The organism is Oleomonas cavernae (genome assembly GCF_003590945.1).
GTDB classification, from domain to species: Bacteria; Pseudomonadota; Alphaproteobacteria; order Zavarziniales; family Zavarziniaceae; genus Zavarzinia; species Zavarzinia cavernae.
Genome location: NZ_QYUK01000011.1, coordinates 481,264 through 507,507, shown reverse-complemented (window position 1 = coordinate 507,507; position 26,244 = coordinate 481,264). Strand labels below are relative to the sequence as shown.

The following is a 26,244-nucleotide window of genomic DNA, read 5'->3' as shown; positions in this document are numbered from 1 at the left end:
ACAACAAAAAGGGCGGCCGAAGCCGCCCTTGAATGTTTCGACGAAAAGCGTCGATCAGCGCGAGTAGAACTCGACCACCAGGTTCGGCTCCATCTGCACCGGGTAGGGCACATCCGAGAGGCCGGGGACGCGGACGTAGGTCGCCTGGAACTTCTGCGCGTCGAGCGACAGATAGTCGGGCACTTCACGCTCGGACGACTGGGTCGCTTCCATCACCAGGGCCATTTCCTTGGCGCGGTTGGTCAGCTCGATCACGTCGCCGACTTTGACCTGGTAGGACGAGATGTTGACGCGGCGGCCGTTCACCTTGACGTGGCCATGGTTCACCAGCTGGCGGGCGGCGAACACGGTCGGCACGAACTTCAGGCGGTAGACCACGGCGTCCAGGCGCTGCTCCAGCAGGCCGATCAGGTTCTCGCCGGTGTCGCCCTTGCGACGCACCGCCTCGGCATAGAGGTTGCGGAACTGACGCTCATTGATGTTGCCGTAGTAGCCCTTGAGCTTCTGCTTGGCGACCATCTGGATGCCGAAGTCGGAGACCTTGCCCTTGCGGCGCTGGCCATGCTGGCCCGGGCCGTATTCGCGGCGATTCACCGGGCTCTTGGGGCGACCCCAGAGGTTTTCGCCGAGGCGGCGATTGATCTTGTACTTGGACTCAGCGCGCTTGGTCATGTTTCCAGTGCCGCCAGCTTTTCCGCATTACGCGTCCCGCACCGAGCGGGAAAGACTGTAAAAATGGTTGCGCCGGAACGAGTCCGCCCCGGCGTAGGTCGCGGACTATAGTCACCGCGATATAAATGTCAAACCCGTTTCGCCCGGTACGCGGCATAGGTCGCATTGCCTTTTTCGCAGGCGCGGTCTATCGAGGCGGCCATGAGCGACGACATTATGACCCCTCTCCGCGTGGCTGTCATCGGCTGTGGCCAGATGGGGCGCAATCACCTGCGCTGCTATGCCCGCCTGCCCGGCGTGCAGATCGTCGGCGCCGTCGACCCCCTGCCTGAGAATCGCACCGCTGCGGCCGATGCCTTCGGCGTGCCCGTGGCCGCAGAAATCAGCGATTTGCCGCCGGTCGACGCGGTCTCGATCGTCACCCCGTCGGTGACCCATGTCGAAATCGCCGAACACTTCATTGCCAGGGGCGTCCACTGCCTGATCGAGAAACCCCTGGCCCTGTCGGCCGCGGAAGGCCGGCGAATCGCCGAGCTGGGCCGTGCCGCCGGGGTCACCCTGGCGGTCGGGCACCTGGAACGCTTCAACCCGGCCGTCGTCGCCCTCAAGGATCACCTGGGCGCGCTGGGGCCGATCCACGGAGTCACCGCCCGCCGCCTCGCCTACGCCGCCCGCATCACCGATGTCGATGTGATCGACGATTTGATGGTGCACGATATCGACGTGGTGCTGGACCTGCTGGGCCGCCCCGCGGCCGCCCATGCCCAGGTCGACGGCCTGCGCGGCGCCGATGTTCCCGGCTTCAATTTCGCCACCGCCCTGGTGGGCTTTCCCGGCGGCATCCTGGCCGCCTTCGACGCCAGCCGCATGACCCCCATCCGCATCCGCACCCTCGAGGTGCTGGGGCGCGACGCGGTGGCGGTGGCCGACTATATCGCCCAAACCCTGGTCATCCGCCGGCCGGCCGACGGCGGCAAGGTGGCGGAGACTGCCATCGACATCGAACGGCGCGAGCCCCTGCTGGACGAACTGGCCGACTTCCTGGCCGCGATCCGCGGCGGCCAGGCGCCCCGGGTGACCCCGGACCAGGCGGTCGACACGCTGGCCATGGTGGAAACGATCAAGGCGGCGCGCCGCTTCTGACCCGGGCTGTGACCCGGGTCACCGCGCAAGACACTGAAATTCCATAGCATCGCCACCAACCCGCCACCCTGGTGCGGGAGCCTGGTGTCATGCGCCTCTCTCTTCTGTTGCTGCCTGTCCTGCTCGCCGCCCAGCCGGCCTTCGCCGCCGTCGACCTGATCCGGGTCGACAAATCCGAGCGCAAGCTGTGGTTGCTCGACGGGGCGACCGTGGTGCGCGAATACGACATCCAGCTCGGCACCAACCCGGAAGGCCCCAAGGAACGCGAAGGCGATGGGCGCACGCCCGAAGGCCGCTACCTGATCTCGGGCAAGAACCCGAATTCGCGCTTCACCCTGTCCCTGCGGGTATCGTACCCCGACGCCGACGACCGGGCAGCCGCGGCCCAATCGGGGGTGAGCCCCGGCGGCGACATCATGGTCCACGGCCAGCCCAACGCGGTGCCCGATTTCTTCGTCATTCCGACCGACTGGACGCTGGGCTGTATCGCCGTGTCCAACGCTGCGATCCGGGAGATCTACGACCTGGTCGACGTCGGCACGCCGATCGAGATTTTACCGTAAGCCCTTCCAAAATCGTCATCCCGGCCGCAGGGCGTAGCCCGGAGAGCCGGGATCTCGTGTCCAGCGGACGCTGTGAACACTGGTCATGAGATCCCGGATCTGCGCTTCGCTACGTCCGGGATGACGAATTGGTATGCAATGGGAATGTCGGCGGCCGCCCCCCGGCGGCCGCCGACACCGCGTCAGACGACCAGGAACTCACTGGCTGCCAGATCGTCCATGCCGCTTTCCAGGAAGGCGAACTGGACCGCGTCCAGGCCGCCTGCCTTGTTGCCGTCGGCGTCGTAGTACAGGGCACCGGTGATGGTGTCGTAGAGGATGCGGTCGTCCGCCTCCGTCGCCGCTGTCCCCATGGCGAAGGCACCGTCGGCAAGGGCGCCCAACGGGCCGGCCTTGGTGAAGATCGCATTGTCGAGCGCGATCTTGTCGATCGTCGTGGCGAAGTCGAGCAGGCTGTCGATGTTCGTCGCCCCCAGCGCGGTCGAGAACACGAACGTATCGTTGCCCAGGCCGCCCTTCAGGACGTTGTCGGCGCCGTTGCCCGTGATCGTGTTGGCGATCGCGTTGCCGTCGGCGTTCACCGCGTCCGTGCCGGTCAGGGTGATGTATTCGATCTCCTGCGCCGCGGCCGAGAAGCCGACCGACGAGAACACCTTGTCGATGCCGCCGCCCGCCTCCTCGATGACGAAGTCGGCCATGTCGTCGAGGTGGTAGGTGTCGTTGCCCAGGCCGCCCCACAGCTCGTCGGCCCCGGCACCGCCATCGAGGATGTTGTTCTTGTCGTTGCCGGTCAGCACGTTCATCGAGGCGTTGCCCGTGCCGTTGATGTTGCTGGCCCCGGTCAAGGTCAGGTTCTCGACATTGTCGGCCAGGGTGTAGGAGATCGAGGAGAAGACGGAATCCAGGCCGTCATCCGACTGGTCGCCCTCGACGATCGTGTCGCCTAGATTGTCGACATAATAGGTGTCGTCCTGGATGCCGCCGATCATGGTGTCGGCGCCGCCCTGGCCGTCCAGCACGTCATCACCTTCAAGGCCGGTCAGCACGTTGGCCTTGGCATTGCCGGTGATGGCGTTGAACTGCTCGTTGCCGGTGCCGTTGATGATGGCGTTGCCGGTCAGGATCAGGTTGTCGACGTCGGGCGAGATCGTATAGGTCACCGAGGATTGCGCCGTATCGGTGCCCGCGTTGGCCGCCTCGATCAACACGTCGCCGACATTGTCGACGACATAGGTATCGTCGCCCTTGCCGCCGATCATGGTGTCGACGCCGCCCAGGCCGTTCAGCACATTGGCCCAATCGTTGCCGGTCAAGGTGTTGCCCAGGGTATTGCCGGTGCCGTTGATCGCGGCCGTGCCGGTCAGGATCAGGTTCTCGACATTTGCGCTGAGCGTAAAGGTCACCGAGGACTCGACGGTGTCCACGCCCTGGTTGCCCAGCTCGGTCACCACGTCGCCCACATTGTCGACGACATAGGTATCGTCGCCCGTGCCGCCCACCATGATGTCGGCACCGCCCTGGCCGTCCAGCGTGTCGGCACCGCCAAGACCGGTCAGCGTATTCTTCTTGGCATTGCCGAAGAGCACGTTGTCGAGACCGTTGCCGGTGCCGTCGATGATGGCGTTGCCGGTCAGGGCCAGATTCTCGACCTCCGCCCCCAGCGCATAGGTTACGGAGGATTGAACCTGGTCGACGCCGCCGCTGGCCGCTTCCGCGACCACGTCGCCGGCATTGTCGACGATGTAGATGTCGTGGCCGTCACCGCCGGCCAGGGTGTCGGCGCCACCCTTGCCATCCAGGATGTTGTCTTGGCCATTGCCCGTGATGATGTTACCCAGCGTGTTGCCGGTACCGTTGATATCGAAGGCGCCGGTAAGGGTCAGGTTTTCGACGTTCGAGCCCAGCGTATAGGTGACCGAACTCTCGACCTTGTCGGTGCCCTTGCCGGCGCCCTCGGTAACGCTGTCGCCGCCATTGTCGACGATGTAGGTATCGTCGCCGGCGCCGCCGGCCATGGTGTCGGCGCCACCCAGCCCGTCGATCAGGTTGTTGCCCGCATTGCCGGTGATCGCGTTGTCCTGGCCGTTGCCGCCGCCGAAAATATCGGCGGTCCCCGTCAGGACCAGGTTCTCGAGAAGCCCGCCCAGGCCCCAGTTGGCCGACGACACCACCGTATCGATGCCGCCGCCCGCCACGTCAGTGACCTGATCGAGGGTTGTGTCGACAATGTAAGTATCGTCGCCCAGACCGCCGGAGAGAAAATCAAAGCCCAGGCCGCCGTCCAGCGTGTCGTTGCCTTCGTTACCGAACAGCGAGTTGTTCTGAGCATCGCCCGTGACCGTGTCGTTGCCCGCGCCGCCGCCCAGACCTTCGATGCTGTCGTAGGTATCGCCGGCCGCGGCCCCCGTGTTCTGCCCCGGGGCAGCCAGCGACAGGACCAGATCGCCGTAGTTGCCGTCGTTGTAGAGCGCGACGTCAAAGCCCGTCCCGCCGATCAGGGTATCGGCGCCCAAGCCGCCCCACAGCGTGTCGCCGCCATCACCGCCGTTCAGGACATTGGCGTCCGCGGTGCCGGTCAGATGGTCGTTGAAGCCCGACCCGGTCAGGTTTTCGATCGAGGCGAGCGTGTCGCCCGTCGCCTCGCCGGTTGCCCCCACGCCGGTGGCAAGGTTGACCACAACCCCGACCGCCGCCGCGGCGTAGGAGGCGGTGTCGATGCCGTCGCCGCCATCGAGGACATCGGCCCCCAGGCCGCCGTTCAGCAGGTCGTTGCCGCCGCCGCCATAGATGCGGTCGTTGCCCAGGCCACCCGACAGGTCGGCATCGTCGTTCACCGTGCCGGCGATCACATCGTCGCTTGCCGTGCCGACATTGGCCGTGTCGCGCGGATCGAAGATGGCGCTGACGACATCATGGTCGCCGGTGAAGGTGTTGGTGGTCCAGCTGATGCTGAAGCGGCCGTCGGCCAAGCCGGTCACCACCGGCGTATTGGGGCCGAAGAGCGCTCCGTCGGCGACGAGCAATTCCACGCCCACCTTGTTGCCGCCGGCATCGAAACGCTGGGCACGGATATCCTGCCCCTGGGCATCGACCCAGGCGATGACAAAGCCACCGTCGGCCAGCGCGCCGACCGAGGGTTCGTTCTGGTTGCCCGCCCCGGTCGTCGGCACCGTGATGTCGCTGCTGACGGACACGCCGGCCGCGTCATAGACCTTGGCCAGCACTGTGCTGTCGCTGCCGCCCGAGGCGTCCTGCGTCCAGGTGACGACGAAACCGCCGCCCGAGAGCGCGGTCACGTCCACATCGTCGTTGCGGATACTGCCAGAGACCACCGAGACATTCTTGATGAAGCCGCCGTTGCCGTTGTAGAGGCGCAGGTCGATGTCGCTGTCGGTCGCCGAATCCGCGTCGCTGAAGGCAATGACGAAATTACCGCCCTGAAGGGCCGCCACGGACAGGCTGTCGATCGCTGCCCCTGCGCCAGCCACGCCGTTGAAGGCAACGGTCGGCCCGAGGACGGTGCCACCCACCTGATTGCGCACCTGGAACAGGACATCCTGGTCGCCGCCGCCGAAATCGCGCATATAGGCGACCATCACCGTGCCCGTCGAGGAATAGGCGACATCGGGCATGCTGTAATGGGTGGTGCCGTTGTCGGCCGCGATCGAGGTCTGGATGATGCTGGTCCCGGCCGCGTTGTAAATCTCCAGCGTGACCGAGCTGTCGCCGCCGCCCTTGGTGGCGTCGTGTCGTTCGTAAACCGCGGCAAAGCCGCCGCTGCCGAGTGCGGCCAGCGCCGGCACGCCTTCGTTCCACTGCGCTGAGCTGTTGATCCGGAATTCCCCGCCGACCTTGTTGCCGGCAGGATCCAGGATCTGGCCGATCACGTCGGTGCCGATTGCCGCGCCGGCGCCGGCGTCGGTGTTCGACTGCCAGGTGACGAGCACATTGCCGTTCGCCAATTGAATGGCGGCGGGCAGTATCTGGTCGTCGCCATTGAGGCCGGAGTCGATGGTGTTTACTTGGCCAATATTACGCCAAAGCACGGGTGTCGTAGGCATGATCCCCTCCAAAAGGATCCGCCGGGCATAAGTGGACACGTTCCCGCCTCCCCTCGAGGCGGGTCACGGTTCCCGGCGGTCAATTCGACCATGGATGTTCTTGTGCCAACTCCCGGCGCTTGGCCGGCAAACCTGGGCGCCCACGAAAATCCTTGCTTCGCGGTGCCGACCAGATAATTATGTCAACCCTGCGGGGCCTGAACAAATTTCGGTCTGCGCGGCGTTATGCCGTATTTTATCCGGACACGCAACCGAAATTTCGGATGAGGATAACCTTTGGCTGAACTCGATCCAATGGACCGCCATTTGGTCGACCTGCTCCAGCGCAACGGCCAGACCTCCTATGCCGAGTTGTCGAAGGCGGTGGGCCTGGCGGTTTCCTCGGTCAACGACCGGGTGCGCAAGCTGGTCGAGCGCGGCGTCATCACCGGCTATCACGCCCATGTCTCGCCCGAGGCGGCCGGCCTGGACCTGCTCGCCTTTGTCTTCATCGGCTGGAGCGACCCGGAAGTGGCGGCCCCCTTCCTGGAGCGCATCGGCAGCGAGCCGGCGGTGCAGGAAGCCCACCACGTCACCGGCCAATGGAATTACCTGCTGAAGGTCAGGGTGCGGACCACCCGCATGCTGGAAGCCTTCCTGGCCAACGTCATCAAGGCCATTCCGGGCATCCAGCGCACCGAGACCCTGATCGTGCTGTCGTCGGCCAAGGAAACCATGGCGCTGCCGACCGCCCTGCCCGACTGGTTCAAGTAGGGGCCGATTACCGGCAGGGTAATTGCCGCCGTCGCGCCCGGCCTTAAGCTGAGCCTCATTGTCCATCGGGACCGGGGAGGCCAGCATGCCCATCGCCAACATCGTCGTCGCCGCGTTGATGATCCTCATGGGGCTCGCCGCCTTCGCGCGGCCACGCCAGTTCCTGGTCCCCCTGGGCCTGCCCGCGGAAACCCCTGACGCCCGCAACGAGGTGCAGGCGGTCTACGGCGGCTTTGGCGTTGCCATCGGCGCGGTGCTGCTGGCGCCGATCTGGCTGCCCGCGCTTGGCGACGGCCCGGCCCTGGTGGTGGCGGTCGCCCTGGGCGGCATGGCCTTCGGGCGCATGATCGGCGCCTTGCGCGAGCGTATCGGCAAGGTCCCGGCCCTGTTCCTGGTGCTGGAAGCCACCGGCGCCGCGATCCTGATCGCCAGCGCGGAGACCCTGCCATGACGCAGCTTTCCGGCGCCGGAAATTCGCCTAACATGCGGGGCATGGAACGCGTCGACAGCACGGCGGCCAAACGCAAGCCGCCGTTCGCCCTGCTGCTGAAAGAACTGCGCACGCAGCGCCGGCTCAGCCAACTGGGCCTGGCGCTGGAGAGCGAGGTCGCCCAGCGGCATATCAGCTTCCTCGAATCCGGCCGGGCCCGGCCGGGCCGGGACGTGATCCTGAAGCTCGCCACCGGCCTCGACCTGTCGCTGCGCGCGACCAACAGCCTGCTGACCGCGGCCGGCTTTGCCGGCGAGGTCGAGGAGACGCCCTTGGACGCGCCCGCCCTGACGATCGCCAAGGGTGCCATCGAATTCCTGTTGGAGCGGATCGAGCCGTGCCCGGCCATCCTGGTCGATGCCGACTGGAACGTGCACGGCAGCAACACGGGCGCCGCCCGCCTGCTGACCGCGATCGCCACGCCCGAAGGTGCCGCCCGGGCCACCGGGGCCCGGGGCCTGAACCTGGTCACCCTGCTGAAGGACGAGAAGGGCCTGGTGGTGCCGCTGAAGGAGCGCGAGCAGTTGGTCGCCCACATGCAGGGCGCCCGCACCGTGTTCACGCCGAGCGACCTGCCGGTCGCCCTGCCCTTCCTGCCCACCACGTTCCTGACCAGGGACCGCACCCTGTCGTTCCTGACCATCCTGGCCAGCCTGCAGGGCTCGCGCGACGTAACCCTCGAAGAGCTGCGCGTGGAAATCTTCTTCCCCGCCGACGAGGTGACCAAGGCCTGGCTCGACGAAGGCAAGGCGAATTGAGACGTATCACCCCTCTCCGCCGCTTGCGGGGGAGAGGGAGGGGCCCATTGCGGTAGCAATGGGAGGGTGAGGTGGTGGCGGGACCAGGGCTCGCTCTACGCCGACCACCCTCCTCACCCAACCCTCTCCTCCCAGGAGGAGAGGGCTTTCAGGCGCCGGGCTTTGGCGCATTGCGCTGGAAGCGCCGGGTCAGGGCGCGGATCACGCCGCGGAAGGTGCGGACGTCCTGGGTGGTGGGTTCGGCGCGCTGGATGAAACTGGTGATGTTGCGCACCATCGAGGGCTTCTTTTCCGGCGGGCGCAGGAAGCCGGCATCGTCCAGTTCCGCGACCAGGTGATCGACCAGGGCCTGGACCTCGCCCTGCGGGGCGGGCTCGGTCTGGCCGATGCGCAGGAAGCGATCGGGCGATTCGACACCCAGCATGTGCCATTCATAGGCCACCAGCAGCACCGCCTGGGCCAGGTTCAGCGACCAGAAGCGCGGCGAGGTCGGCACGTTCAGGATGGTGTGGGACAGGGCCACGTCGTCGTTTTCCAGGCCCGTGCGCTCGGGCCCGAACAGGATGCCCGGCTTGCGGCCGTCGTCGATGAAGGCCTTGAATTCCAGGGCGGCGCGCCTGGGCGTCACCACCGGCTTGACCATGTCGCGGTCGCGCGCCGTGGTGGCATAGACGCGGGTAAGATCGGCCACCGCCGCCGCCGTGGTCTCGAACACCCGGGCTTCCTGCAGGATCCAGTCGGCCCCCGAGGCGGCCGAGAAGGCACGCTCGTTGGGCCAGCCGTCGCGCGGGGCAACCAGGCGCAGTTCGCTCAGGCCGAAATTGGCCATGGCGCGCGCTGTCGTGCCGATGTTCTCGCCCATCTGCGGCGTGACCAGGATGACCACCGGGCCGGGCCCGTCCTTGGGCCCCTGGCCGACGCCCTTGGGCTTGGGCCGCGCCCCGATGCCGACCCCGAAGGGCATGGCGCCGGGGGCGCGTATGGTCTCTTCGTCGCTGGTCATTCGGCCGGGCCGGTGCCTGCCGGCGCACCGTCGCGATAGAGCTTGTAGACGATGGCGTCGGTCAGCGCCTGGAACGAGGCCTCGACGATATTGGGCGAGACACCGACGGTGAACCAGCGATTGCCCTGGCCATCGGCATTCTCGATCAGCACCCGGGTAACAGCGCCGGTACCAGCCTGCCAACGGTCGACCGAGGCCGGGCCGGACACCGCGGCGGCATTGCCCAGTTGCAGGATGCGGACCTTGAAATCGACCAGTTCCAGATCCTCGATATAGCGCTGGTACTTGCCCAGGTCCTGGCGCAACGCGGCGTCGAGGGCGTTGACCGGGCCGTTGCCTTCGCCCACCGACAGCAGCTTGTTGCCGTCGACCTGGGTGCGTACGATCGCCTCGGACACGGTGACCAGTTCGCGGCGTGCGTTGTAACGCCGCTCGACCAGGACCTTGAAACTCTCGACGAAGAAATAGTCGGGGATCTGGCCCAGCACGCGGCGCGCCATCAACTCGAACGAGGCATCGGCGCCATCATAGGAATAGCCCAGATATTCCCGCTCCTTCACCGTCTCGAGCAGACGGTCGACACGGGGGTCCTTGGGGTCGAGATCGATACCGACATCGTGCAGCCGGGCCAGGATGTTGGACTTGCCGGCCTGGTCGGAGATCAGCACATGGCGCTCGTTGCCGACGCTTTCCGGCGGCACGTGCTCGTAGGTGCGCGGGTCCTTCAGCACGGCCGAGACGTGAAGCCCGCCCTTGTGGGCAAAGGCCGCCTGGCCGACATAGGCGGCGTGGCGGTTGGGGCTGCGATTGAGGATCTCGTCCAGCAGGCGCGAGGTTTGCGTCAGATGGCGCAGGCCGTCCTGCGTGATGCCGGTCTCGAAACGCTCGGCGAAATCGGGCTTCAGGCACAGGGTGCCGATCAGGCTGACCAGGTTGGCATTGCCGCAACGCTCGCCCAGGCCGTTCAGGGTGCCCTGGACTTGGCGCGCGCCCGAACGGATCGCCGCCAGCGAATTGGCCACCGCATTCTCGGTGTCGTTATGGGCATGAATGCCAAGCCGGATGCCGGGCACCGCATCGGCCACATCGGCCACGATCCGCTCGACCTCGTGGGGCAGCGTGCCGCCATTGGTATCGCACAGCACCACCCACTTGGCGCCTGCGGCCCAGGCGGCGCGGATGCATTCCATCGCATAGGCCGGGTTGGCCTTGTAACCATCGAAGAAATGCTCGGCATCGAGCATCGCCTCGCGCCCCTTGGCGGCGAGGTGGGCGATCGAGTCCCCGATGATTTCGACATTCTCGTGCAGCGGGATGTCGAGGGCGACCTTGACCTGGAAATCCCACGACTTGCCGACGATGCAGATGGCCGGCGCCGCCGTGCCGGTCAGGCCGGCGAGGCCCGGATCGTTGTCGGCGCTGCGCCCGGGCCGCCTGGTCATGCCGAAGGCGGTGAAGGTGGCACGTTTCAGGGCCGGCGGATCGGCGAAGAAGGCGGTATCGGTCGGGTTGGCGCCGGGCCAGCCGCCCTCGACGTAGTCGACGCCGATCTTGTCCAGGGCAATGGCAATGGCACGCTTGTCCTCGACCGAGAAATCGACGCCGCGCGTCTGCGCGCCGTCCCTCAGGGTGGTGTCGAAGAGATAAAGGCGTTCCCGGCTCATGATACCCGTTTCCACTTGGTGCCCGCGGGGCCGTCCTCGAGAACGATCCCCCGGGCGACGAGGTCGTCGCGGATGCGATCGGCCTGCGCAAAATCCTTGGCCTTGCGCGCGGCCTTGCGCGCTTCGATCGCCGCCTCGATCGCGGCCTCGTCCAGGCCGTCCGCCCCCCGGGGCTGCCAGCGGAACCAGTGATGTGCCTCATCCTGCAGGATGCCCAGCACCAGGCCCGCGGCCTTCAGGGCGGCGGCGGCGGGCACCAGGGCATCCTCGGTGCCGCACTGGAAGGCGGCGTTGGCGATCTGGTGCATCTCCGCGATCGCCTGGGGCGTGTTCAGGTCGTCGTCCAGCGCCGCCTCGACCCCGGCCGGCAGGTGCGTATCGGGCGTGATCGACCGGCCCCAATGCACCTCGGCCTTCTCGATCAGGCCGTACCAGCGGTCGAGCGCCAGGCGGGCGCGGGCGATGCCGTCGTCGTTCCAGTCCATCGGCGCACGGTAATGGGTCGAGAGCATGTTGAGGCGCAGGGCCTCGCCCGGCGCCTGCTTCAGGGCGTCGCGGACGATGATGAAATTGCCCAGGCTCTTGGACATTTTCTCGCCGTTCACGGTCAGGAAGCCGTTATGCACCCAATAGCGCACGAAGGGCGCGCCATTGGCCGCTTCCGACTGGGCGACCTCGTTCTCGTGATGGGGAAAGACCAGGTCGCGGCCGCCGCCGTGAATGTCGAAGGTCTTGCCCAACTGCGCCAGGCTCATGGCGCTGCACTCGATGTGCCAGCCGGGCCGGCCGCGGCCCCAGGGGCTGTCCCAGCCCGGGGTCTCGGCGTCCGACGGCTTCCACAGGGTGAAGTCCGCCGCATCGCGCTTGTAGGGCGCCACGTCGATGCGGGCGCCGGCGATCAACTCGTCCCGGCTGCGGTTCGACAGCTTGCCGTAGTCCGCCTTGGCCGGCACGTTGAACAGGACGTGGCCCGCGGCGACATAGGCGAAGCCGCGCTCGATCAGCCGCTCGATCATGGCGATCATCTGCGGAATATGGCTGGTGGCCCGCGGCTCGGCATCGGGCGGCAGCGCCCCCAGGGCGGCCATGTCCTCGTGGAAGGCGGCAGTGGTGCGCGCGGTAATCGCCAAAATCGGCTCGCCCGAGGCCTTGGCCCGGGCGTTGATCTTGTCGTCGATGTCCGTGATGTTGCGGACATAGTGGACGGTCGCGTAGCGGCGCTTCAGCAGGCGGTAGAGCACGTCGAAGACGATGACGGGCCGCGCATTGCCGATATGGGCGAAGTCGTAGACGGTCGGCCCGCAGACATACATGCCGACCGAATCGTGCCGTAGGGGGACAAATTCTTCCCGCTTGCCCGTCGCGCCGTTATGCAGAACCAGTGCCACCCGTCGTCCTCCGATTGAGGGCACAGGGATTAGCAGATCGGATCAAGCCGGTCCATCCAGCCGACGGCCGGCCAGCAATGCGCCCGCGGGCACTCAATAGTCGAAATTGTCCTCGTCTTCCCAGACGACCCGGTTCCGGCCTGTCCGCTTGGCCTGGTAGAGCCGCCGATCGGCCCGCTCGGCCAGGGTTTGCAGGGTGTCCGCCTGCATCATGGACGAGACGCCGATGCTGACCGTGGCAAAGAAGGTTTCGTCGCCGAAGGCGAAGCCATGGGACTTGATGCGCTTGCGCAGGCGGTCCGCCACCTCGGCACCGATGAATTTGGGCAGATCGGGCAGCAGCACCATGAACTCCTCGCCGCCGATCCGGCCTACCAGGTCGCCGCCGCGCACCGTGGCGCTGATCAGGTTGCCGCAGATGCGGATCACCTCGTCGCCGGCGGCATGGCCGAACCGGTCGTTGACCGACTTGAAATGGTCGATGTCGAGTGCCAGCAGGCTGACGGCATGGCTGTTCAACCGTGCATCCCGGACCAGTTCCTCGGCGCCGGCGAAAAACTCCTCGCGCCGCAGCACGCCGGAAAGCCCGTCGGTCGCCGCGTTCTGCCGGGCGGCGAGATAAAGCCGATAGGGCTGCCGGCGCATGAAATAGGCGAAGATCCCGGCCAGCAGGGCGACGACGGCGGCGACCACCGGCAGGCGCGGATTCTGCACGACCAGATCCACCGCGCTCAAATCACTGCGCCGGACGGTGACCGCATCGACCATGATCTGGCCGGTGGGGCCGGCCCGGCGGATCAGCACATCCACCACCCCGAAGCGGCGGCCGTAGCCGACATTGGCCACCCTGCCCTGGCAGATCGGCCGGACGAAGGCGGCAATCCCGGTCTGGTCGCCATCGGGAAACTGGGCACTGTACCAGGCCGCCAGCCGTTCGGTGCAGGCCGTGGGCTCGCCGTCGGGCAAGGGCGCGGAGACCGAACTCAGGGCCAGAATTTTTCCGGTGGCGGGCTGGTCGTCGAGGTCCCTGGCGCCATCGGCGAGATGGGCGGCCAGGAATTGCCCGACGATGTCGGTTTCACGCTCGATCTGGTGGCGCAGAAACACCACCAGCAGCAGAAAAACCGCGTTGGTGATCAAGAACGCGAAGCCGGCCGCGGCAATGGCCGTTCGCATGGGCCTGACGGCACGCTCCTCAACCGACTTGCCCTGATCACGCAGGCTCATACAGGCACCATCCCCCACAGCCGCGACCATCTCGCCCCCCGAGAAAGCCACGGTTTCCTTGATTTTTCCTTATACCATCTGGGGCAGATCTTCCCTATCGATCAGCTATTCCTATTTACCCAGGGCCGTGTTCAACCGGCGACGAAGCTCGTTTTCGCCGATCAGGGGCAGCAGTACTCGCATTTCAGGGCCATGGTCCTGGCCGGTCAGCGCCAGGCGCAGGGGCAGGAACAGGGCCTTGCCCTTGACCCCGGTCGCGGCGCCGATGCTCTTGGTCCAGGTCGACCAGACCGTCTCGTCATGCGGGCCGGGAGGCAGCATCTGTGCGGCAGCGGCCAGCACCGCCGCGGCGTCGTCGATAGCCGGCACGGCGAGCGGCCCGGTCACCACCTGCCACCACACGGCAGCCTCGGCCAGCGTCGCCAGGTTGCCGCGCACGGCGTGCCAGAAGGCCTCGCTCGCCCCTTCGGGCAGGCGGTCCCGCACCGCCTCGAAGGACAGCAGGTGCAGGGTGCGGGCCGAGAGGGCCGCCAGTTCGGCCGGATCGAAGCGCGCCGGCGCCTTGCCGAAGCGGCCGATATCGAAGCCGTCGATCAGCGATTCCAGCGTGGCCACCGGCTCCACGGGGTCAGCCGTGCCCAGCCGGGCCAGCAGGCCGTTCACGGCCAAGGGCTCGATCCCCTGTTCGCGCAATGAGCCCAGCGAGAGCGAACCGGTGCGCTTGGACAGGCCGGCGCCACTGGCATCGACCAGCAGCGACAGGTGGCCGAAGCCCGGCACCGCCCCGCCCAGGGCCTCGAACAATTCGATCTGCACGCCGGTATTGGTGACGTGGTCCTCGCCCCGGATGACGTGGCTGATGGCGAAATCGATGTCATCGACCACCGAGGTCAGGGTATAGAGCGGCCGGCCGTCGGCGCGGATCAGCACCGGATCGGACAGCGACGCCGTATCCACCACGGTCTCGCCCTTTACCAGGTCGCTCCAGGTCACCCGGCGGCCGTCCAGCTTGAAGCGCCAATGCGGCGGGCCGCGCTCGGCGGTCAGCCGTTCATGGTCGGCTGCGCCGAGGTTCAACGCCGCCCGGTCATAGACCGGCGGGCGGTGCTGGGCGATCTGCAGCTTGCGCTTGAGGTCCAGTTCCTCCGCGGTTTCCCAGGCCGGGTAGAGCCGGCCGGCCGCCTTCAGATCCTCGACCGCCCGGGCATAGCGCGCCATGCGGTCGCTCTCGCGGGCAAAGCTGTCCCAGGCCAGGCCCAGCCAGCGCAGATCTTCCTCGATCCCCGCCGCGAACTCGGCGGTAGAGCGTTCGGTATCGGTATCATCGAGGCGGAACATGAACTGCCCGCCCTGCGCCCGGGCAAACAACCAGTTCACCAGGGCGATGCGGGCATTGCCGACATGCAGCCGGCCCGTCGGGCTGGGCGCGAAACGAACGTGAATGGTCAAGGAGGTGTTACTCGGCCTTGTTGGGCGAGGGCATCGCTTCAGCGACCTCCCCGGTGCTTTTCGTTATCCTATCCCATTCTTCAGGCGTCAGGATCACCCCGGCACCGCGGTTAAGTTCCGCAATAGCCTGATCCAGCCGGCGCCGGTTCGCCGGGTTGGACAAGAGATATTCTGTTTCATCCATTTCGAATCACACTGCCCGTAGAAAGCGTCCCGTCCCGCTCGTCATTCCGGCGAAAGCCGGAATCCATCGCAGAAACGCACGGAAGCCATTTAAAAAGCTGCGATAGTCAGCCTCGCACCACCATGGACCCCGGATCAAGTCCGGGGTGACGACAGTGTTTTAGGAGCAAGGCGCCGGGAAGCAAGCCTTCAATGGGCGTCGCGGAAGCCGTTGGTGATGGGGTAGCGGCGGTCGCGGCCGAACAGCTTGCGGCCGATCTTCACCCCCGGCGCGGCTTGCCGGCGCTTGTATTCGGCAACGTATAGCAGGTGCTCGATCCGGCGCACGGTGGCCGGGTCGTGGCCGCGGGCGACCACCTCCTCGAACGCCATCTCGTCCTCGACCAGGGCCTGGAGGATGTCGTCCAGCACCTCGTAGGGCGGCAGGCTGTCCTGGTCCTTCTGGTTTTCGCGCAATTCCGCCGTGGGCGGCTTGGTGATCACCCGCTGGGGCATCACCGGGCCATCAGGGCCGAGCGCGCCGTCGGGCTTGTGCTTGTTGCGCCACTCGGACAGGGCAAAGACCGTGGTCTTGTACAGGTCCTTCAAGACCGAATAGCCGCCGCACATGTCGCCATAGAGCGTGGCATAGCCGACCGACACTTCGGACTTGTTGCCCGTGGTCATGACCATGTGGCCGAACTTGTTGGACAGCGCCATCAAGGTGAGGCCGCGGGCGCGCGACTGGATGTTTTCTTCCGTAATGTCGGGTTTGCGCCCGTTGAACATGGGTCCCAGCATCTGGGTGAAGGCGCCTACCGCCGGCTCGATCCCGATCTCGTCCAGGCGGATGCCCAGCAGGCGCGCGCATTCGGCGGCGTCCTCCAGGCTCTCGCTGCCGGTATAGCGCGACGGCAGCATGACGCACCAGACCCGGTCGGCGCCCAGGGCATCGACCGCCACCGCCGCCGAAATCGCCGAATCGATACCGCCCGAGAGGCCCAGCACCACGCCGGGGAAGCGGTTCTTGGTCACGTAGTCGCGCAGGCCCAGGACCATGGCGCCATAGATCTGGCCGAGCCCCTCCGGCAGTTCGACATGGGGGCCGCCGGCGCAGGCCCAGCCGTTCTTCAGCCGATGCAGTTCGATGGTCGCCATCGCCTCGGCGAAGATCGGCATCTGGAACAGCTTTCCGCCATCGGCACCGACGCCAAAGCTCGCCCCGTCGAACACCAGTTCGTCCTGGCCACCGACCTGGTTCACATAGATCATGGGCACGCCGGTCTCGGCCACGCGGTCGCGCACCAGATCGATGCGGACGTCATCCTTGTCGGCCTCGAAGGGGCTGCCGTTGGGCACGATGAAGATCTCTGCCCCCTGTTCGGCCAAGGGTGCGCAGACCGCCGGGGTCCAGACATCCTCGCAAATCGGCAGGCCCAGGCGCACCCCGCGGAAGATGACCGGGGCCGGCATCCGGGCCGGCACGAAGACGCGCTTCTCGTCGAACACGCCGTAATTGGGCAGGTCGACCTTGAAGCGCAGGGCGGCGATCAGGCCGCCGTCGAGCAGCGCCACCGCATTGTGCAGATTGCCGTCCTCGACCCAGGGGGTGCCGACCAGCATCGCCGGGCCGCCGTCGGCGGTCTCCAGCGCCAGGGCCTCGACCGCGGCGCGGGCATCGGCCACGAAGGCCGGCTTCAGCACCAGATCCTCGGGCGGGTAGCCGGTGACCGACAATTCGGTGGTGACCAGCAGGTCGGCGCCTTGTGCCGCGGCATGGACGCGGGCGGCGCGGATCTTGGCGACATTGCCGGCGATGTCGCCGACGGTGAAGTCGATCTGGGCAAGGGTGAGGCACAGGCGGTCGGTCATGACATGAGCATTAGCGATCGAATGGCACCCTCGCAACGCACACATTTGTCGTCCCTGCTATTCGGTCTATCGTCTGCGCCAACGACAAGGAGGAGAGTGCCCATGAATCGCCAGTTCCGTTTGAAGCGCCGCCCGGTGGGCCGCGTGACCCGCGACGATTTCGACCTGGTGGAGGCCCCCGTCCCCACCCCCGGCCCGGGCCAGGCGGTGGCGCGCAACCTTTATCTGTCGCTGGATCCGACCAACCGCATCTGGATGTCCGACATGGACCAGTACCTGCCTCCCGTCGCCCTGGGCGAGGTCATGCGGGGCGGCGGGGTGGGTACCATCGTCGCCTCCAACAACCCCGACTACCAGGTGGGCGATACGGTCAACGGCCTGCTGGGCTGGCAGGATTACTGCCTGATCGGGGCGCCGGGCGAGTTGTTCCCGCCCACGGTCATCCCCCAGGGCCTGCCGATCCCGATGACCGCGCTGATGGGCGCTTGCGGCATGACCGGCCTCACCGCCTATTTCGGCCTGATCGAGCTGGGCCAGCCCAAGGCGGGCGATACCGTCGTCGTCTCGGCCGCGGCCGGCGCCGTGGGCACGGTTGTCGGCCAGATCGCCAAGATCAAGGGTTGCCGTGTGGTGGGCATCGCCGGCGGCAAGAAGAAATGCGATTTCCTGACCCGGGAACTGGGCTTCGACGCCGCCGTCGATTACAAGGCGGCCGACTGGCGCGAGCAGCTGAAGGCCGCCACGCCCGACGGCGTCGATGTCAATTTCGAGAATGTGGGCGGCGAGATCATGGAGGCGGTGGTCGAGCGCATGAACCTGTTCAGCCGCATGCCCCTGTGCGGCATGATCTCGACCTATAACGACGCCAACCCGCCGCGCTACGACCTGACCCCGTTCCTGATGAAACGCATCAAGTTGCAGGGCTTCATCGTCCTCGATTTCAAGGACCGCTATATCGAAGGCAGCATGCAACTGGCGCAGTGGCTGCTGGAGGGCAAGTTGAAAGCGCAGGAGACGGTGGTCGACGGCCTGGAGACGGCGCCCGAGACCCTGAACATGCTGTTCGACGGCGGCAATATCGGCAAGCTGATCGTCAAGATCGCCGACGCGGCCTGAGGGAGGGAACCATGAGCGAGAAGAGCCATCAGATCGTCCTGGCCAGCCGGCCCAAGGGCGCACCTGTCCCTGAGAATTTCCGCCTGGAAGCCGTCGCGATGCCGGCGCCCGGTGCCGGCGAGGTGCTGATCCGCAACCGCTTCCTGTCGGTCGACCCCTATATGCGGGGCCGCATGAACGATGCCAAGTCCTACGTCCCGCCCTTCCAGATCGGCCAGCCGCTGGAAGGCGGCGCCGTGGGCGAGGTAGTAACCGCCAACGACCCTTCGCTGAAGCCCGGCGACTGGGTGCTGCACAATGCCGGCTGGCGTGAATGGGCACTGCTGCCGGCGGCGGGCGCCCAGAAGATCGACGCCGCCATCGTCCCGCCGTCGGCCTATCTGGGCGTGCTGGGCATGCCCGGCCTCACCGCCTGGGCGGGGTTGAACAAGGTGGGCCTGGCCCAGCCGGGCGAGACCGTCTTCGTCTCGGGCGCCGCCGGCGCCGTGGGCTCGCTGGTCGGGCAGCTGGCCAAGGTCAAGGGCTGCACGGCCATCGGCTCGGCCGGCGGGCCGGACAAGGTGGCCTGGCTGACCGACGAACTGGGCTTCGACGGCGCCTTCGACTACCGCACGGAAGACCCGGTGCAGGCCCTGGGCCGCCTGGCGCCCAAGGGCATCGACGTCTATTTCGAGAATGTCGGCGGGCCGCAGTTCGATGCCGCCCTGATCAACATGAAGCTGCACGGCCGCGTGGCGGTGTGCGGGATGATCGCCCAGTACAATGCGACCGAACCGCCCGAAGGCTCGCGCGCGATCATGCTGGTGGTGCCCAAGCGCATCAACATCCGCGGCTTCATCGTCGTCGACTACTGGCAGCACCTGCCCGAGTTCTTGGCCGAAGTGGCGCCCCTGGTCGCCACGGGGAAGATCAAGTTCCGCGAGACCGTCTACGAGGGCATCGAAAACACCCCCGACGCCTTCCTGGCGCTCTTCAAGGGGGCGAACACGGGCAAGATGGTGGTGAAGCTGTAAGGAACCGTCATCGTCATTCCGGCGAAGGCCGGAATCCATCGACATGCAGGGGGAGACGGCAACCCAGCCTGGCGCCCCTGCTCTCGCCTGCCCCTGCCATGGATTCCGGCCTTCGCCGGAATGACGGCGGGGGGCGGTTCACTCCGCCGCGGCGGGTTCGGCTTTTACGCTGCTGCGCAAGGGGAGTTCTTCCATCCGGGCGAGAAAGCCCAGGCCGATCGCCATGCCCGCGGTGGCGGCGCCGAAGACCCAGCCGAAGATTTGGCCGAGGTCGCCGCCGCGGGTGGCGATTTCGGCGCCCAAGGTGTCGAGTTGCAGGCTGGCGCCGTGGCCGCCGATGCTGGTGAAGAAGATCGCGCCGAAGCCGGCCACGATCAGGGCACTGCCCAGCGAGCGGAAGAAGTTGGCCGCCCCCGTGGCCGTGCCCAACTGGTGCAGCGGCACGGCATTCTGGATCGCGACGGTGGTCACCGGCAGGGCCGTGCCCATGCCCATGCCGCCGATCGCCAGCAAGGCGATCAGGGTCCAGAGCGGCAGGGAGCCGGGAAACAGCGCGATCAGGCCGAACATCACCACGGTCATGCTGAGCCCCGCCAGCGGCAGGCGCTTGTAGTGGGTGATCCGGCCCATGATCTGGCCGGTGGACGACGCACCGACCACCACGCCGCCCATCAGGGCGATCAGGATCAGGCCGGAGGCCGAGGCGCTGAGGCGGTGCACCGATTCAAGATAGATCGGCACAAAGATCGACAGGCCGATCAGGGTGCCCATGACGAAGAAGGCGGCGATCACCGCGTCACGCACCACCGGGTTGAGCAGGATGGAGAGCGGCAGGAACGGTTCGCTGGCCGTCGCCACCCGCCAGACGAAACCCGCCCACAGCAGGGCAGAGGCCGCGAACAGGCCCAGGATGCGCGGCGAATCCCAGGGGAAATCGACCCCGCCCCAGGTCAGCGCCAGGAGCAAGGTGACCGTCGCCACAACCATCAGCACGCCGCCCAGGACGTCGAGCCTGTGGCGGCGGTCGTGGCGCGGCAGTTGCCGCAGCACCCGGTCGGTCATGAAGAAGGCGACGGCGCCCAGCGGCAGGTTCAGCCAGAAGATCACCGACCAATGCAGGTGTTCGGCGATGATGCCGCCCAGGACCGGCCCGCCGATCGAGGAGAAGGCGAAGACGCCGGCGATATAGCCCTGGTAACGGCCGCGCTCCTTGGGCGACACCACATCGGCGACGATGGTCTGTGCCAGCGAGATCAAGCCGCCGCCGCCCAGGCCCTGGAGGCCGCGCATGAGGATCAGGACCAGCATGTTGGGGGCGAGCGCGCAGGCGATCGAGCCCAGCACGAACAGGCTGATGGCGATCAGCATCATCGATCGCCGGCCGTGGATGTCGCTGAGCTTGCCGTAGAGCGGCACGGCGGCCGTCGAGGTCAGCAGATAGGCGGTGACCACCCAGGGCAGGTCGCCCACATCGGCCAGGTCGCGGCCGATGGTCGGCAGCGCCGTTGCCACGATGGTCTGATCGAGCGCACCCAGCAGCATCGCCAGCAGGATGCCGAGGATGATCATCCGGATGGTTTTGTGATCGAGCGGTGCGGGTGAAACCCGGTCGGCGCCCGCCGAGGGCGGCGTAAGATCGACAGCCATGATCGGCACCATCGCCGAGCGGCGCACACCTGAAAACCGCCCATGCGGCATGGCTGCCTTGCCGTCATGGCTGTGCAATGGCGGCCTGTCACTATATTCTGCACTGCACAACACGGCCGTTCGAGGGCGCGCGCCGCTGTTCAAGGAGCGTAGTGATGGATATTGCTGACGTCCGCCGGCAGGCTTTTGCGATGCCGCTGACCAACCCGTCGTTTCCGCCCGGCCCCTACCGTTTCATCAACCGGGAATATATGATCATCACCTACGAAACCGACATCGACGCGCTGCGTGCCGTGGTGCCGGAACCGTTGGAGGTGACCGAGCCCATCGTCAAATACGAGTTCATCCGCATGCCGGATTCGACGGGCTTCGGCGACTACACCGAGACCGGGCAGGTGATTCCGGTGACCTTCGAGGGCCGCAAGGGCGGCTATGTCCATTCCATGTACCTGGACGACGAGGCGCCGATCGCCGGCGGCCGCGAACTGTGGGGCTTCCCCAAGAAATACGCCAAGCCCAGCATGCGGGTGGAGAAGGATGTCTTCGTCGGCACCCTCAACTACGGCTCGATCCAATGCGCGGTGGCGACCATGGGCTACAAGCACCGGGCGCTGAACAACGACACGGTCATGGACAGCCTGCGCGAACCCAGCTTCCTCCTGAAGATCATCCCCCATGTCGACGGCTCGCACCGGATCTGCGAGCTGGTCGAGTATTACCTGGAGGATATCACCCTGAAGGGCGCCTGGACCGGGCCCGCCGCCCTGAGCCTGACCCCGCACGCCATCGCCAACGTCGCTGCCTTGCCGGTGAAGCGGGTGATCGGGGCCAGCCACATCCTGGCCGACCTGACCCTGGGCCTGGGCAAGATCGCCCATGACTACATGGCCGACAAGGTGCCGGTACTGGCCATCGCGGCCGGGGAGTGACGGTCATGCGCAGCAGAAAAGAGATTCCGCACGTCAAGGCGGCGCTTACGGAAATCGGCGGCTCCTATGATCGGGTCGCGCTGGTGTTCCAGGGCGGCGGTGCGCTTGGGGCCTATCAGGCGGGCGTCTATGAAGCCCTGGCCGAGGCCGACCTGCATCCCAACTGGCTGTCGGGGGTCTCGATCGGCGCCATCAATTCGGCGATCATCGCCGGCAACCCGCCCGAGAAGCGGGTGAAGCGCCTGCGCGAATTCTGGGAGCTGATCTCGGGCCGCAAGATCTGGCTCTATACCCCCGACGGCGACATGTTCCGGGCCTGGCGCAACCAGTGGAGTTCCATGATTACCATGGGCCAGGGCCAGCCCGGCTTCTTCGAGCCCCGGCCGGTCAATCCCTGGCTGCTGCCGCGCGGCGCCGAAGGCGCGACCAGTTTCTATGACACCAGCCCCCTGCGCGAGACCCTGTTGCGGGTGATCGATTTCGACCTGCTGAACAATGACGGCGTGTTCTTTTCCGTCGGGGCGGTCAATGTGAGGACCGGCAATTTCCTGTTCTTCGACAACCGCAAGGAAACCATCGGGCCCGAGCATATCATGGCTTCGGGCGCGCTGCCGCCGGCCTTCCCGCCGATCCTGATCGACGGCGACTACTACTGGGACGGCGGCATCGTCTCGAACACCCCCCTGCTCTACCTGCTGAGCCAGGAGAAGCGGTTGTCCACCCTGGCGTTCCAGGTCGACCTGTTCAACGCCAACGGCACGCTGCCGCGCGACATGCGCGATGTCATGGGCCGGCACAAGGATATCACCTATTCCAGCCGCACCCGGTTCACCACCGACAGCTACCGCCGTATTCACGACTTTCGCGTGCGCGTCGCCAAGTCGCTGGCCAAGATCCCGCCCGAGCTGCGCGACCCCGAAGACGAAGCGCTGATCGCCGAGGTCACCAACATGCCGCCGGTGAACATCGCCCACCTGATCTATCAGCAGAAGAGCTACGAGGGCAGCGCCAAGGATTACGAGTTCTCGCATACCTCGATGCTGGAGCATTGGAAATCCGGCTATGACGATACCAAGCGCACCCTGATGCGGCCCGACTGGCTGCAGAAGCCGGCCGACGGCTGCAGCGTGGTGGTCCACGACCTGCACCGCGATTTCGACCGCTAGGCCGGGGGAGATATCCTGCGTCCTTCGAGACGCGACCTTGCAGGTCGCTCCTCAGGATGAGGAAATCTGTTTTGCCAACAAGATTCTCCTCATCCTGAGGAGCCGCCAACGGCGGCGTCTCGAAGGACGCACTCCGCTGTTGCCAGCCCCTCAATCGCGCCTTCGCAGCAGGAACTCGCGGCCGATCTTCACCGAGTCACGATCGCCGTAGCGGATGATGTCCGAGGTGGCATAGGTCTCGCGCCAATCCTCGGGCAGGTAGGAGCCGGTGCCGACCAGGTCGATCGGGGCATGGACGCTGGCCATGACCTTGCACTTGGCCGGGCCGAAGCCCGACGAGGCGACGATCTTCACCTTGGGGAAGCCTGCCGCATCCAGGGCCTCGCGCGTGCGAAAGATCGCGGCGGCGGAGACGCCGGTGCCGACCAGCCATTTCAGCTCCTGCTCGGTCCGGTACTGGCGGAAGGAATTGGGCACGTGGCGGTCGAGCACGTCGTAGCTCGCCTGGGGGTCGAGGCCTTCGAGGAAGCGGCCGCCGTGGGTATCCAGGCGCACGGAGAGGTTGCCCGCTGCCGCCATTTCGGAGAAGCGCCGGCAGACCTCGATCGTGTCGGTGGTCTCGCGGCCGAAATAGTCGGACAGGATGGTCAGCGGCACGCCGGGATTGGCCTCGACGAACATCTCGGCCGCGCGCAGGGTCGAGCCGGCATAGCCGATCAGGGCATGGGGCATGGTGCCCAGACCATCCTTCTGGCCGAAGAAATGCGCGGTGGCGCCATTGGCGGAGCCGATGAAGCCGGTCGCGCCCACCGCCTTGCGCGCCGCGGCCGAGCCGACGGAAGCCGCATAGGCCATCAGCGCCATCATCTCCGGCCCCGTGGTGTGGCGGGCATCCATGGCCAGGAAGCCGACCTTGGGCAATTCGCAGCACATGGAATAGGCATTGTAGGCGGCGACACAGGCCGCCCCCAGCTTCTGGAGGTAGAGGGTTTCCAGTTCCACCAGGGCAACGAACGAGCCGGACAGATAGATCAGCGGCTCGCCCGCCCCGACCCAGTCACCCTCGGCATATTGCGGCTCGATCTGAAAACTTGTACCCCGCGTCGCGGCCACCGCCTCCAGCCAGTCGATCATCGGCTTGGCCGTGAAGATCACCGGCCGGCGCATGAACACGGCATAGGTGACCTGCGTGTCGCCGAATTTCTCCACCACCCGCCGGGTGCGACGGAAATAGGCGTCGGTCAGGGCGGCGATGTCTTCATCGGCAACGACAGGTTCAGGCGGGCTATAGGTCAAGGTCGACTCCGGTCCGGGCCGAGGGGGAGGGATCAACCATAGCCTTGGGGTAGCGAGGGCGCCAAGGGTGCTACAGCCACGCCCCATTTGTGATAGCTTGTGTACATATGCACAGGAGTTCGTCATGTCGGAGAGCACCACCCTGACGATTCGATTGCCGCAGTCGGTCAAAGACAAGCTCGATCAACTCGCCATCGACACGGATCGCTCCAAATCCTATTTGGCGGCGGAAGCCGTCGAACACTACGTCGATCGGGAATTGGCGATCGTCGCCAGCATCAAGCGCGGCCTCGAAGACATGGAGGCCGGACGCACGGTGCCGCACGAACAAGTCATGGCTGAAGTCAGGGAGATCATTGAAGCAGCCAAGAGGAAGCATGCTTGAGGCGGGCCATCTGGACCAAGGAGGCCCGCGCGGATTGGTATACGCAAATCGAGTATGTCGGCACCAAAGATCCATTCGCGGCTGAACTGATCGCCAATCGTGTCCTCGACGCTGTTCATCGCCTTGCCGAGATGCCGACAGGGCGCCGGGGACGTGTCGAAGGTACCTACGAAAAATCTGTCCGCGGCACCCGTCTCATCGTCGCCTACGCCCTGGTGGATGACCCGACGGAGGAGGACGGGGGCCTCGTCATCCTGCACATCATCCACACCGCCCGTGATTGGCCGGCCGGGCAATGGCCCAAATGACTAAGGCGTCACCCCGGACCGCCGGGGTGGCGCCTTGCTCATTCAAAGCGTCGCGTAACGCTTGAGGTGGTGATCGACATTGCCGAACAGGGTGTCGATCATGGTCAGGCGCTTGAAGTAGTGGCCGACGTTGAGCTCGTCGGTCATGCCCATGCCGCCGTGGATCTGCACCGCCTGCTGGCCGACCAGGCGGCCCGACTTGCCGATCTGGACCTTGGCGGCCGAGATCGCCTTGCGGCGCTCGTCGCGCGGGGCGGTCAGCTTCAGGTTGGCCATCAGGGCCATCGACTTGGCCTGCTCATAGGCCATGTACATGTCGACCAGGCGATGCTGGATGACCTGGAAGCGGCCGATCGGCTGGCCGAACTGCACGCGGGTGCGGGCGTACTCGATCGTGGTCTTGTAGAGCTTTTCCATGGCGCCCACCGCCTCGGCGCAGATCGCCGCGATGGCTTCGTCGACCACCTGCTCCAGCAGTTCGAAGCCGCCGTCGACGGGACCGACCACATCACTTTCCCCTACCTCGACGCCTTCGAGCGTCACTTCCGACGCGCGCAGGCCGTCGACGGTCGGATAGTCGCGGCGGGTGACGCCCTTGGCCCCGGCATCGACGATGAAGAGGGTGATGCCCTTCTCGTCGCGCTGGGTACCTGAGGTGCGGGCCGAGACGATGATCTTGTCGGCCATGGGGCCGTGCAGGACCACCGATTTATGACCTGACAGCTTCCACCCCTCGCCCGCCTTCTCGGCCTTGGTCGAGACGTCGCTCAAGTTGAAGCGCGAGGTGGGTTCGGCATAGCCGACCGCAGCCAGCAGGCTGCCGGCCATCAGTTCGGGCAGGATCGCCGCCTTCTGGTCGGGCGTGCCGCCAACCTTCAGCAGGCCGCCGGCCAGCACCACGGTGGACAGGTAGGGTTCCACCACCAGGCCCTTGCCGAAGGCTTCCATGATGATCATGGTCTCGACCGCCGAACCGCCCAGGCCGCCGTCCTCCTCCGCGAAGGGCACGGCCAGCCAGCCCAGGTCGCCGAACTGCTGCCACAGGTCGCGGCGGAAACCGTCCTCGGACTTCAAGATGGCCTTGCGGGTGTCGAAGTCGTAATCGTCCAGCACGAAGCGCTCGACACTGTCGATCAGCAGCTTCTGCTCGTCGCTGTAAGAAAAATCCATGGTGATTTC

At 66.3% G+C, this 26,244-nt stretch carries 24 protein-coding genes; 12 read left to right on the top strand and 12 right to left on the bottom strand.

The genetic code is table 11. The features are described from left to right. Positions 1–54 precede the first annotated feature (54 nt). Positions 55–672: a 30S ribosomal protein S4 gene (gene rpsD, locus D3874_RS05895; RefSeq protein ID WP_119777256.1), complete on the bottom strand. Its 618-nt coding sequence runs from the start codon at positions 670–672 to the stop codon at positions 55–57. A gap of 201 nt (positions 673–873) precedes the next feature. Between rpsD and D3874_RS05890 the strand changes: the two genes are divergently transcribed. Together D3874_RS05890 and D3874_RS05885 are read left to right on the top strand one after the other, a co-directional pair. Beyond that, the gene (locus D3874_RS05890) at positions 874–1,815 is read left to right on the top strand and encodes a Gfo/Idh/MocA family protein (RefSeq protein WP_119777255.1); all 942 of its coding nucleotides are present in this window, start codon (positions 874–876) and stop codon (positions 1,813–1,815) included. Between the two features lie 89 nt (positions 1,816–1,904). Then, a complete protein-coding gene (locus tag D3874_RS05885; RefSeq protein WP_119777254.1) occupies positions 1,905–2,378 on the top strand; it encodes a L,D-transpeptidase family protein in 474 nt (157 codons plus the stop codon). Positions 2,379–2,560: 182 nt separating this feature from the next. On the opposite strand, the gene D3874_RS05880 is transcribed toward D3874_RS05885, so the two are convergent. After that, positions 2,561–6,439 carry a beta strand repeat-containing protein gene (locus tag D3874_RS05880; RefSeq protein WP_147385541.1) on the bottom strand — a complete coding sequence of 1,293 codons (3,879 nt, stop codon included), beginning with the start codon at positions 6,437–6,439 and terminating at the stop codon, positions 2,561–2,563. A gap of 294 nt (positions 6,440–6,733) precedes the next feature. Here D3874_RS05880 and D3874_RS05875 point away from each other — a divergent pair, with 294 nt between their 5' ends. The 3 genes from D3874_RS05875 (at position 6,734) to D3874_RS05865 (ending at position 8,440) form a co-directional block, all read left to right on the top strand. Continuing rightward, positions 6,734–7,192, top strand: a complete 459-nt coding sequence (locus D3874_RS05875) for an Lrp/AsnC family transcriptional regulator (RefSeq protein WP_119777252.1) — start codon at positions 6,734–6,736, stop codon at positions 7,190–7,192. Between the two features lie 85 nt (positions 7,193–7,277). After that, positions 7,278–7,643, top strand: a complete 366-nt coding sequence (locus D3874_RS05870; RefSeq protein WP_119777251.1) for a DUF4345 family protein — start codon at positions 7,278–7,280, stop codon at positions 7,641–7,643. Next, positions 7,640–8,440 (top strand): helix-turn-helix domain-containing protein, encoded by an 801-nt coding sequence (locus D3874_RS05865; protein ID WP_119777250.1) that lies wholly within the window; start codon positions 7,640–7,642, stop codon positions 8,438–8,440. The genes D3874_RS05870 and D3874_RS05865 overlap by 4 nt, the downstream gene beginning before the upstream one ends. A 148-nt stretch (positions 8,441–8,588) precedes the next feature. Here D3874_RS05865 and D3874_RS05860 read toward each other — a convergent pair whose 3' ends face one another. The 7 genes from D3874_RS05860 to D3874_RS05835 all read right to left on the bottom strand — a co-directional run bounded on the left by D3874_RS05860 (position 8,589) and on the right by D3874_RS05835 (position 17,205). Next, positions 8,589–9,443 carry an RNA methyltransferase gene (locus D3874_RS05860; RefSeq protein WP_233559854.1) on the bottom strand — a complete coding sequence of 285 codons (855 nt, stop codon included), beginning with the start codon at positions 9,441–9,443 and terminating at the stop codon, positions 8,589–8,591. Continuing rightward, complete coding sequence (gene cimA / locus D3874_RS05855; RefSeq protein ID WP_119782159.1) at positions 9,440–11,107, bottom strand: citramalate synthase; 1,668 nt, start codon at positions 11,105–11,107, stop codon at positions 9,440–9,442. The genes D3874_RS05860 and cimA overlap by 4 nt, the downstream gene beginning before the upstream one ends. Beyond that, positions 11,104–12,510, bottom strand: a complete 1,407-nt coding sequence (gene cysS / locus D3874_RS05850; protein WP_456306440.1) for a cysteine--tRNA ligase — start codon at positions 12,508–12,510, stop codon at positions 11,104–11,106. Before cysS ends, cimA begins: the two co-directional genes overlap by 4 nt. A gap of 78 nt (positions 12,511–12,588) precedes the next feature. Beyond that, positions 12,589–13,722 carry a GGDEF domain-containing protein gene (locus D3874_RS05845; RefSeq protein ID WP_119777248.1) on the bottom strand — a complete coding sequence of 378 codons (1,134 nt, stop codon included), beginning with the start codon at positions 13,720–13,722 and terminating at the stop codon, positions 12,589–12,591. Between the two features lie 111 nt (positions 13,723–13,833). Beyond that, positions 13,834–15,165 (bottom strand): glutamate--tRNA ligase, encoded by a 1,332-nt coding sequence (gene gltX, locus D3874_RS05840; RefSeq protein ID WP_456306439.1) that lies wholly within the window; start codon positions 15,163–15,165, stop codon positions 13,834–13,836. A gap of 13 nt (positions 15,166–15,178) precedes the next feature. Then, positions 15,179–15,355 carry a type II toxin-antitoxin system Phd/YefM family antitoxin gene (locus D3874_RS28420; RefSeq protein ID WP_158595855.1) on the bottom strand — a complete coding sequence of 59 codons (177 nt, stop codon included), beginning with the start codon at positions 15,353–15,355 and terminating at the stop codon, positions 15,179–15,181. Positions 15,356–15,543: 188 nt separating this feature from the next. Next, a complete protein-coding gene (locus D3874_RS05835; protein ID WP_119777246.1) occupies positions 15,544–17,205 on the bottom strand; it encodes an NAD+ synthase in 1,662 nt (553 codons plus the stop codon). A 102-nt stretch (positions 17,206–17,307) separates the two neighbouring features. Between D3874_RS05835 and D3874_RS05830 the strand changes: the two genes are divergently transcribed. Both D3874_RS05830 and D3874_RS05825 read left to right on the top strand, forming a co-directional pair. Further along, positions 17,308–18,321 carry an NADP-dependent oxidoreductase gene (locus D3874_RS05830; protein ID WP_119777245.1) on the top strand — a complete coding sequence of 338 codons (1,014 nt, stop codon included), beginning with the start codon at positions 17,308–17,310 and terminating at the stop codon, positions 18,319–18,321. Between the two features lie 11 nt (positions 18,322–18,332). After that, positions 18,333–19,334, top strand: a complete 1,002-nt coding sequence (locus D3874_RS05825; RefSeq protein ID WP_119777244.1) for an NADP-dependent oxidoreductase — start codon at positions 18,333–18,335, stop codon at positions 19,332–19,334. A gap of 138 nt (positions 19,335–19,472) precedes the next feature. Here the strand turns inward: D3874_RS05825 and D3874_RS05820 are convergent, their stop codons facing one another. Then, a complete protein-coding gene (locus D3874_RS05820) occupies positions 19,473–20,981 on the bottom strand; it encodes an MDR family MFS transporter (RefSeq protein ID WP_119782157.1) in 1,509 nt (502 codons plus the stop codon). On the opposite strand from D3874_RS05820, the gene D3874_RS28415 reads away from it, so the two are divergent. From D3874_RS28415 to D3874_RS05810, 3 genes are read left to right on the top strand one after another with little or no spacing between them, the layout of a single operon-like run. Beyond that, positions 20,980–21,150 (top strand): hypothetical protein, encoded by a 171-nt coding sequence (locus D3874_RS28415; RefSeq protein WP_158595854.1) that lies wholly within the window; start codon positions 20,980–20,982, stop codon positions 21,148–21,150. The genes D3874_RS05820 and D3874_RS28415 overlap by 2 nt on opposite strands. After that, positions 21,137–21,910 carry an acetoacetate decarboxylase gene (locus tag D3874_RS05815; RefSeq protein WP_119777243.1) on the top strand — a complete coding sequence of 258 codons (774 nt, stop codon included), beginning with the start codon at positions 21,137–21,139 and terminating at the stop codon, positions 21,908–21,910. The genes D3874_RS28415 and D3874_RS05815 overlap by 14 nt, the downstream gene beginning before the upstream one ends. Positions 21,911–21,915: 5 nt before the next feature. Then, positions 21,916–23,076 carry a patatin-like phospholipase family protein gene (locus D3874_RS05810; RefSeq protein WP_119777242.1) on the top strand — a complete coding sequence of 387 codons (1,161 nt, stop codon included), beginning with the start codon at positions 21,916–21,918 and terminating at the stop codon, positions 23,074–23,076. A 150-nt stretch (positions 23,077–23,226) separates the two neighbouring features. On the opposite strand, the gene D3874_RS05805 is transcribed toward D3874_RS05810, so the two are convergent. Next, a complete protein-coding gene (locus tag D3874_RS05805; RefSeq protein WP_119777241.1) occupies positions 23,227–24,372 on the bottom strand; it encodes a beta/alpha barrel domain-containing protein in 1,146 nt (381 codons plus the stop codon). 124 nt (positions 24,373–24,496) lie between these two features. Here D3874_RS05805 and D3874_RS05800 point away from each other — a divergent pair, with 124 nt between their 5' ends. Together D3874_RS05800 and D3874_RS05795 are read left to right on the top strand one after the other, a co-directional pair. After that, positions 24,497–24,757, top strand: coding sequence for a CopG family ribbon-helix-helix protein (locus tag D3874_RS05800; RefSeq protein WP_119777240.1), 261 nt, complete (start codon positions 24,497–24,499; stop codon positions 24,755–24,757). Continuing rightward, positions 24,754–25,065 (top strand): type II toxin-antitoxin system RelE/ParE family toxin, encoded by a 312-nt coding sequence (locus tag D3874_RS05795; protein ID WP_119777239.1) that lies wholly within the window; start codon positions 24,754–24,756, stop codon positions 25,063–25,065. The genes D3874_RS05800 and D3874_RS05795 overlap by 4 nt, the downstream gene beginning before the upstream one ends. Before the next feature lie 42 nt (positions 25,066–25,107). Here the strand turns inward: D3874_RS05795 and D3874_RS05790 are convergent, their stop codons facing one another. Beyond that, positions 25,108–26,235 (bottom strand): acyl-CoA dehydrogenase family protein, encoded by a 1,128-nt coding sequence (locus tag D3874_RS05790; protein ID WP_119777238.1) that lies wholly within the window; start codon positions 26,233–26,235, stop codon positions 25,108–25,110. Between the last annotated feature and the right edge of the window lie 9 nt (positions 26,236–26,244).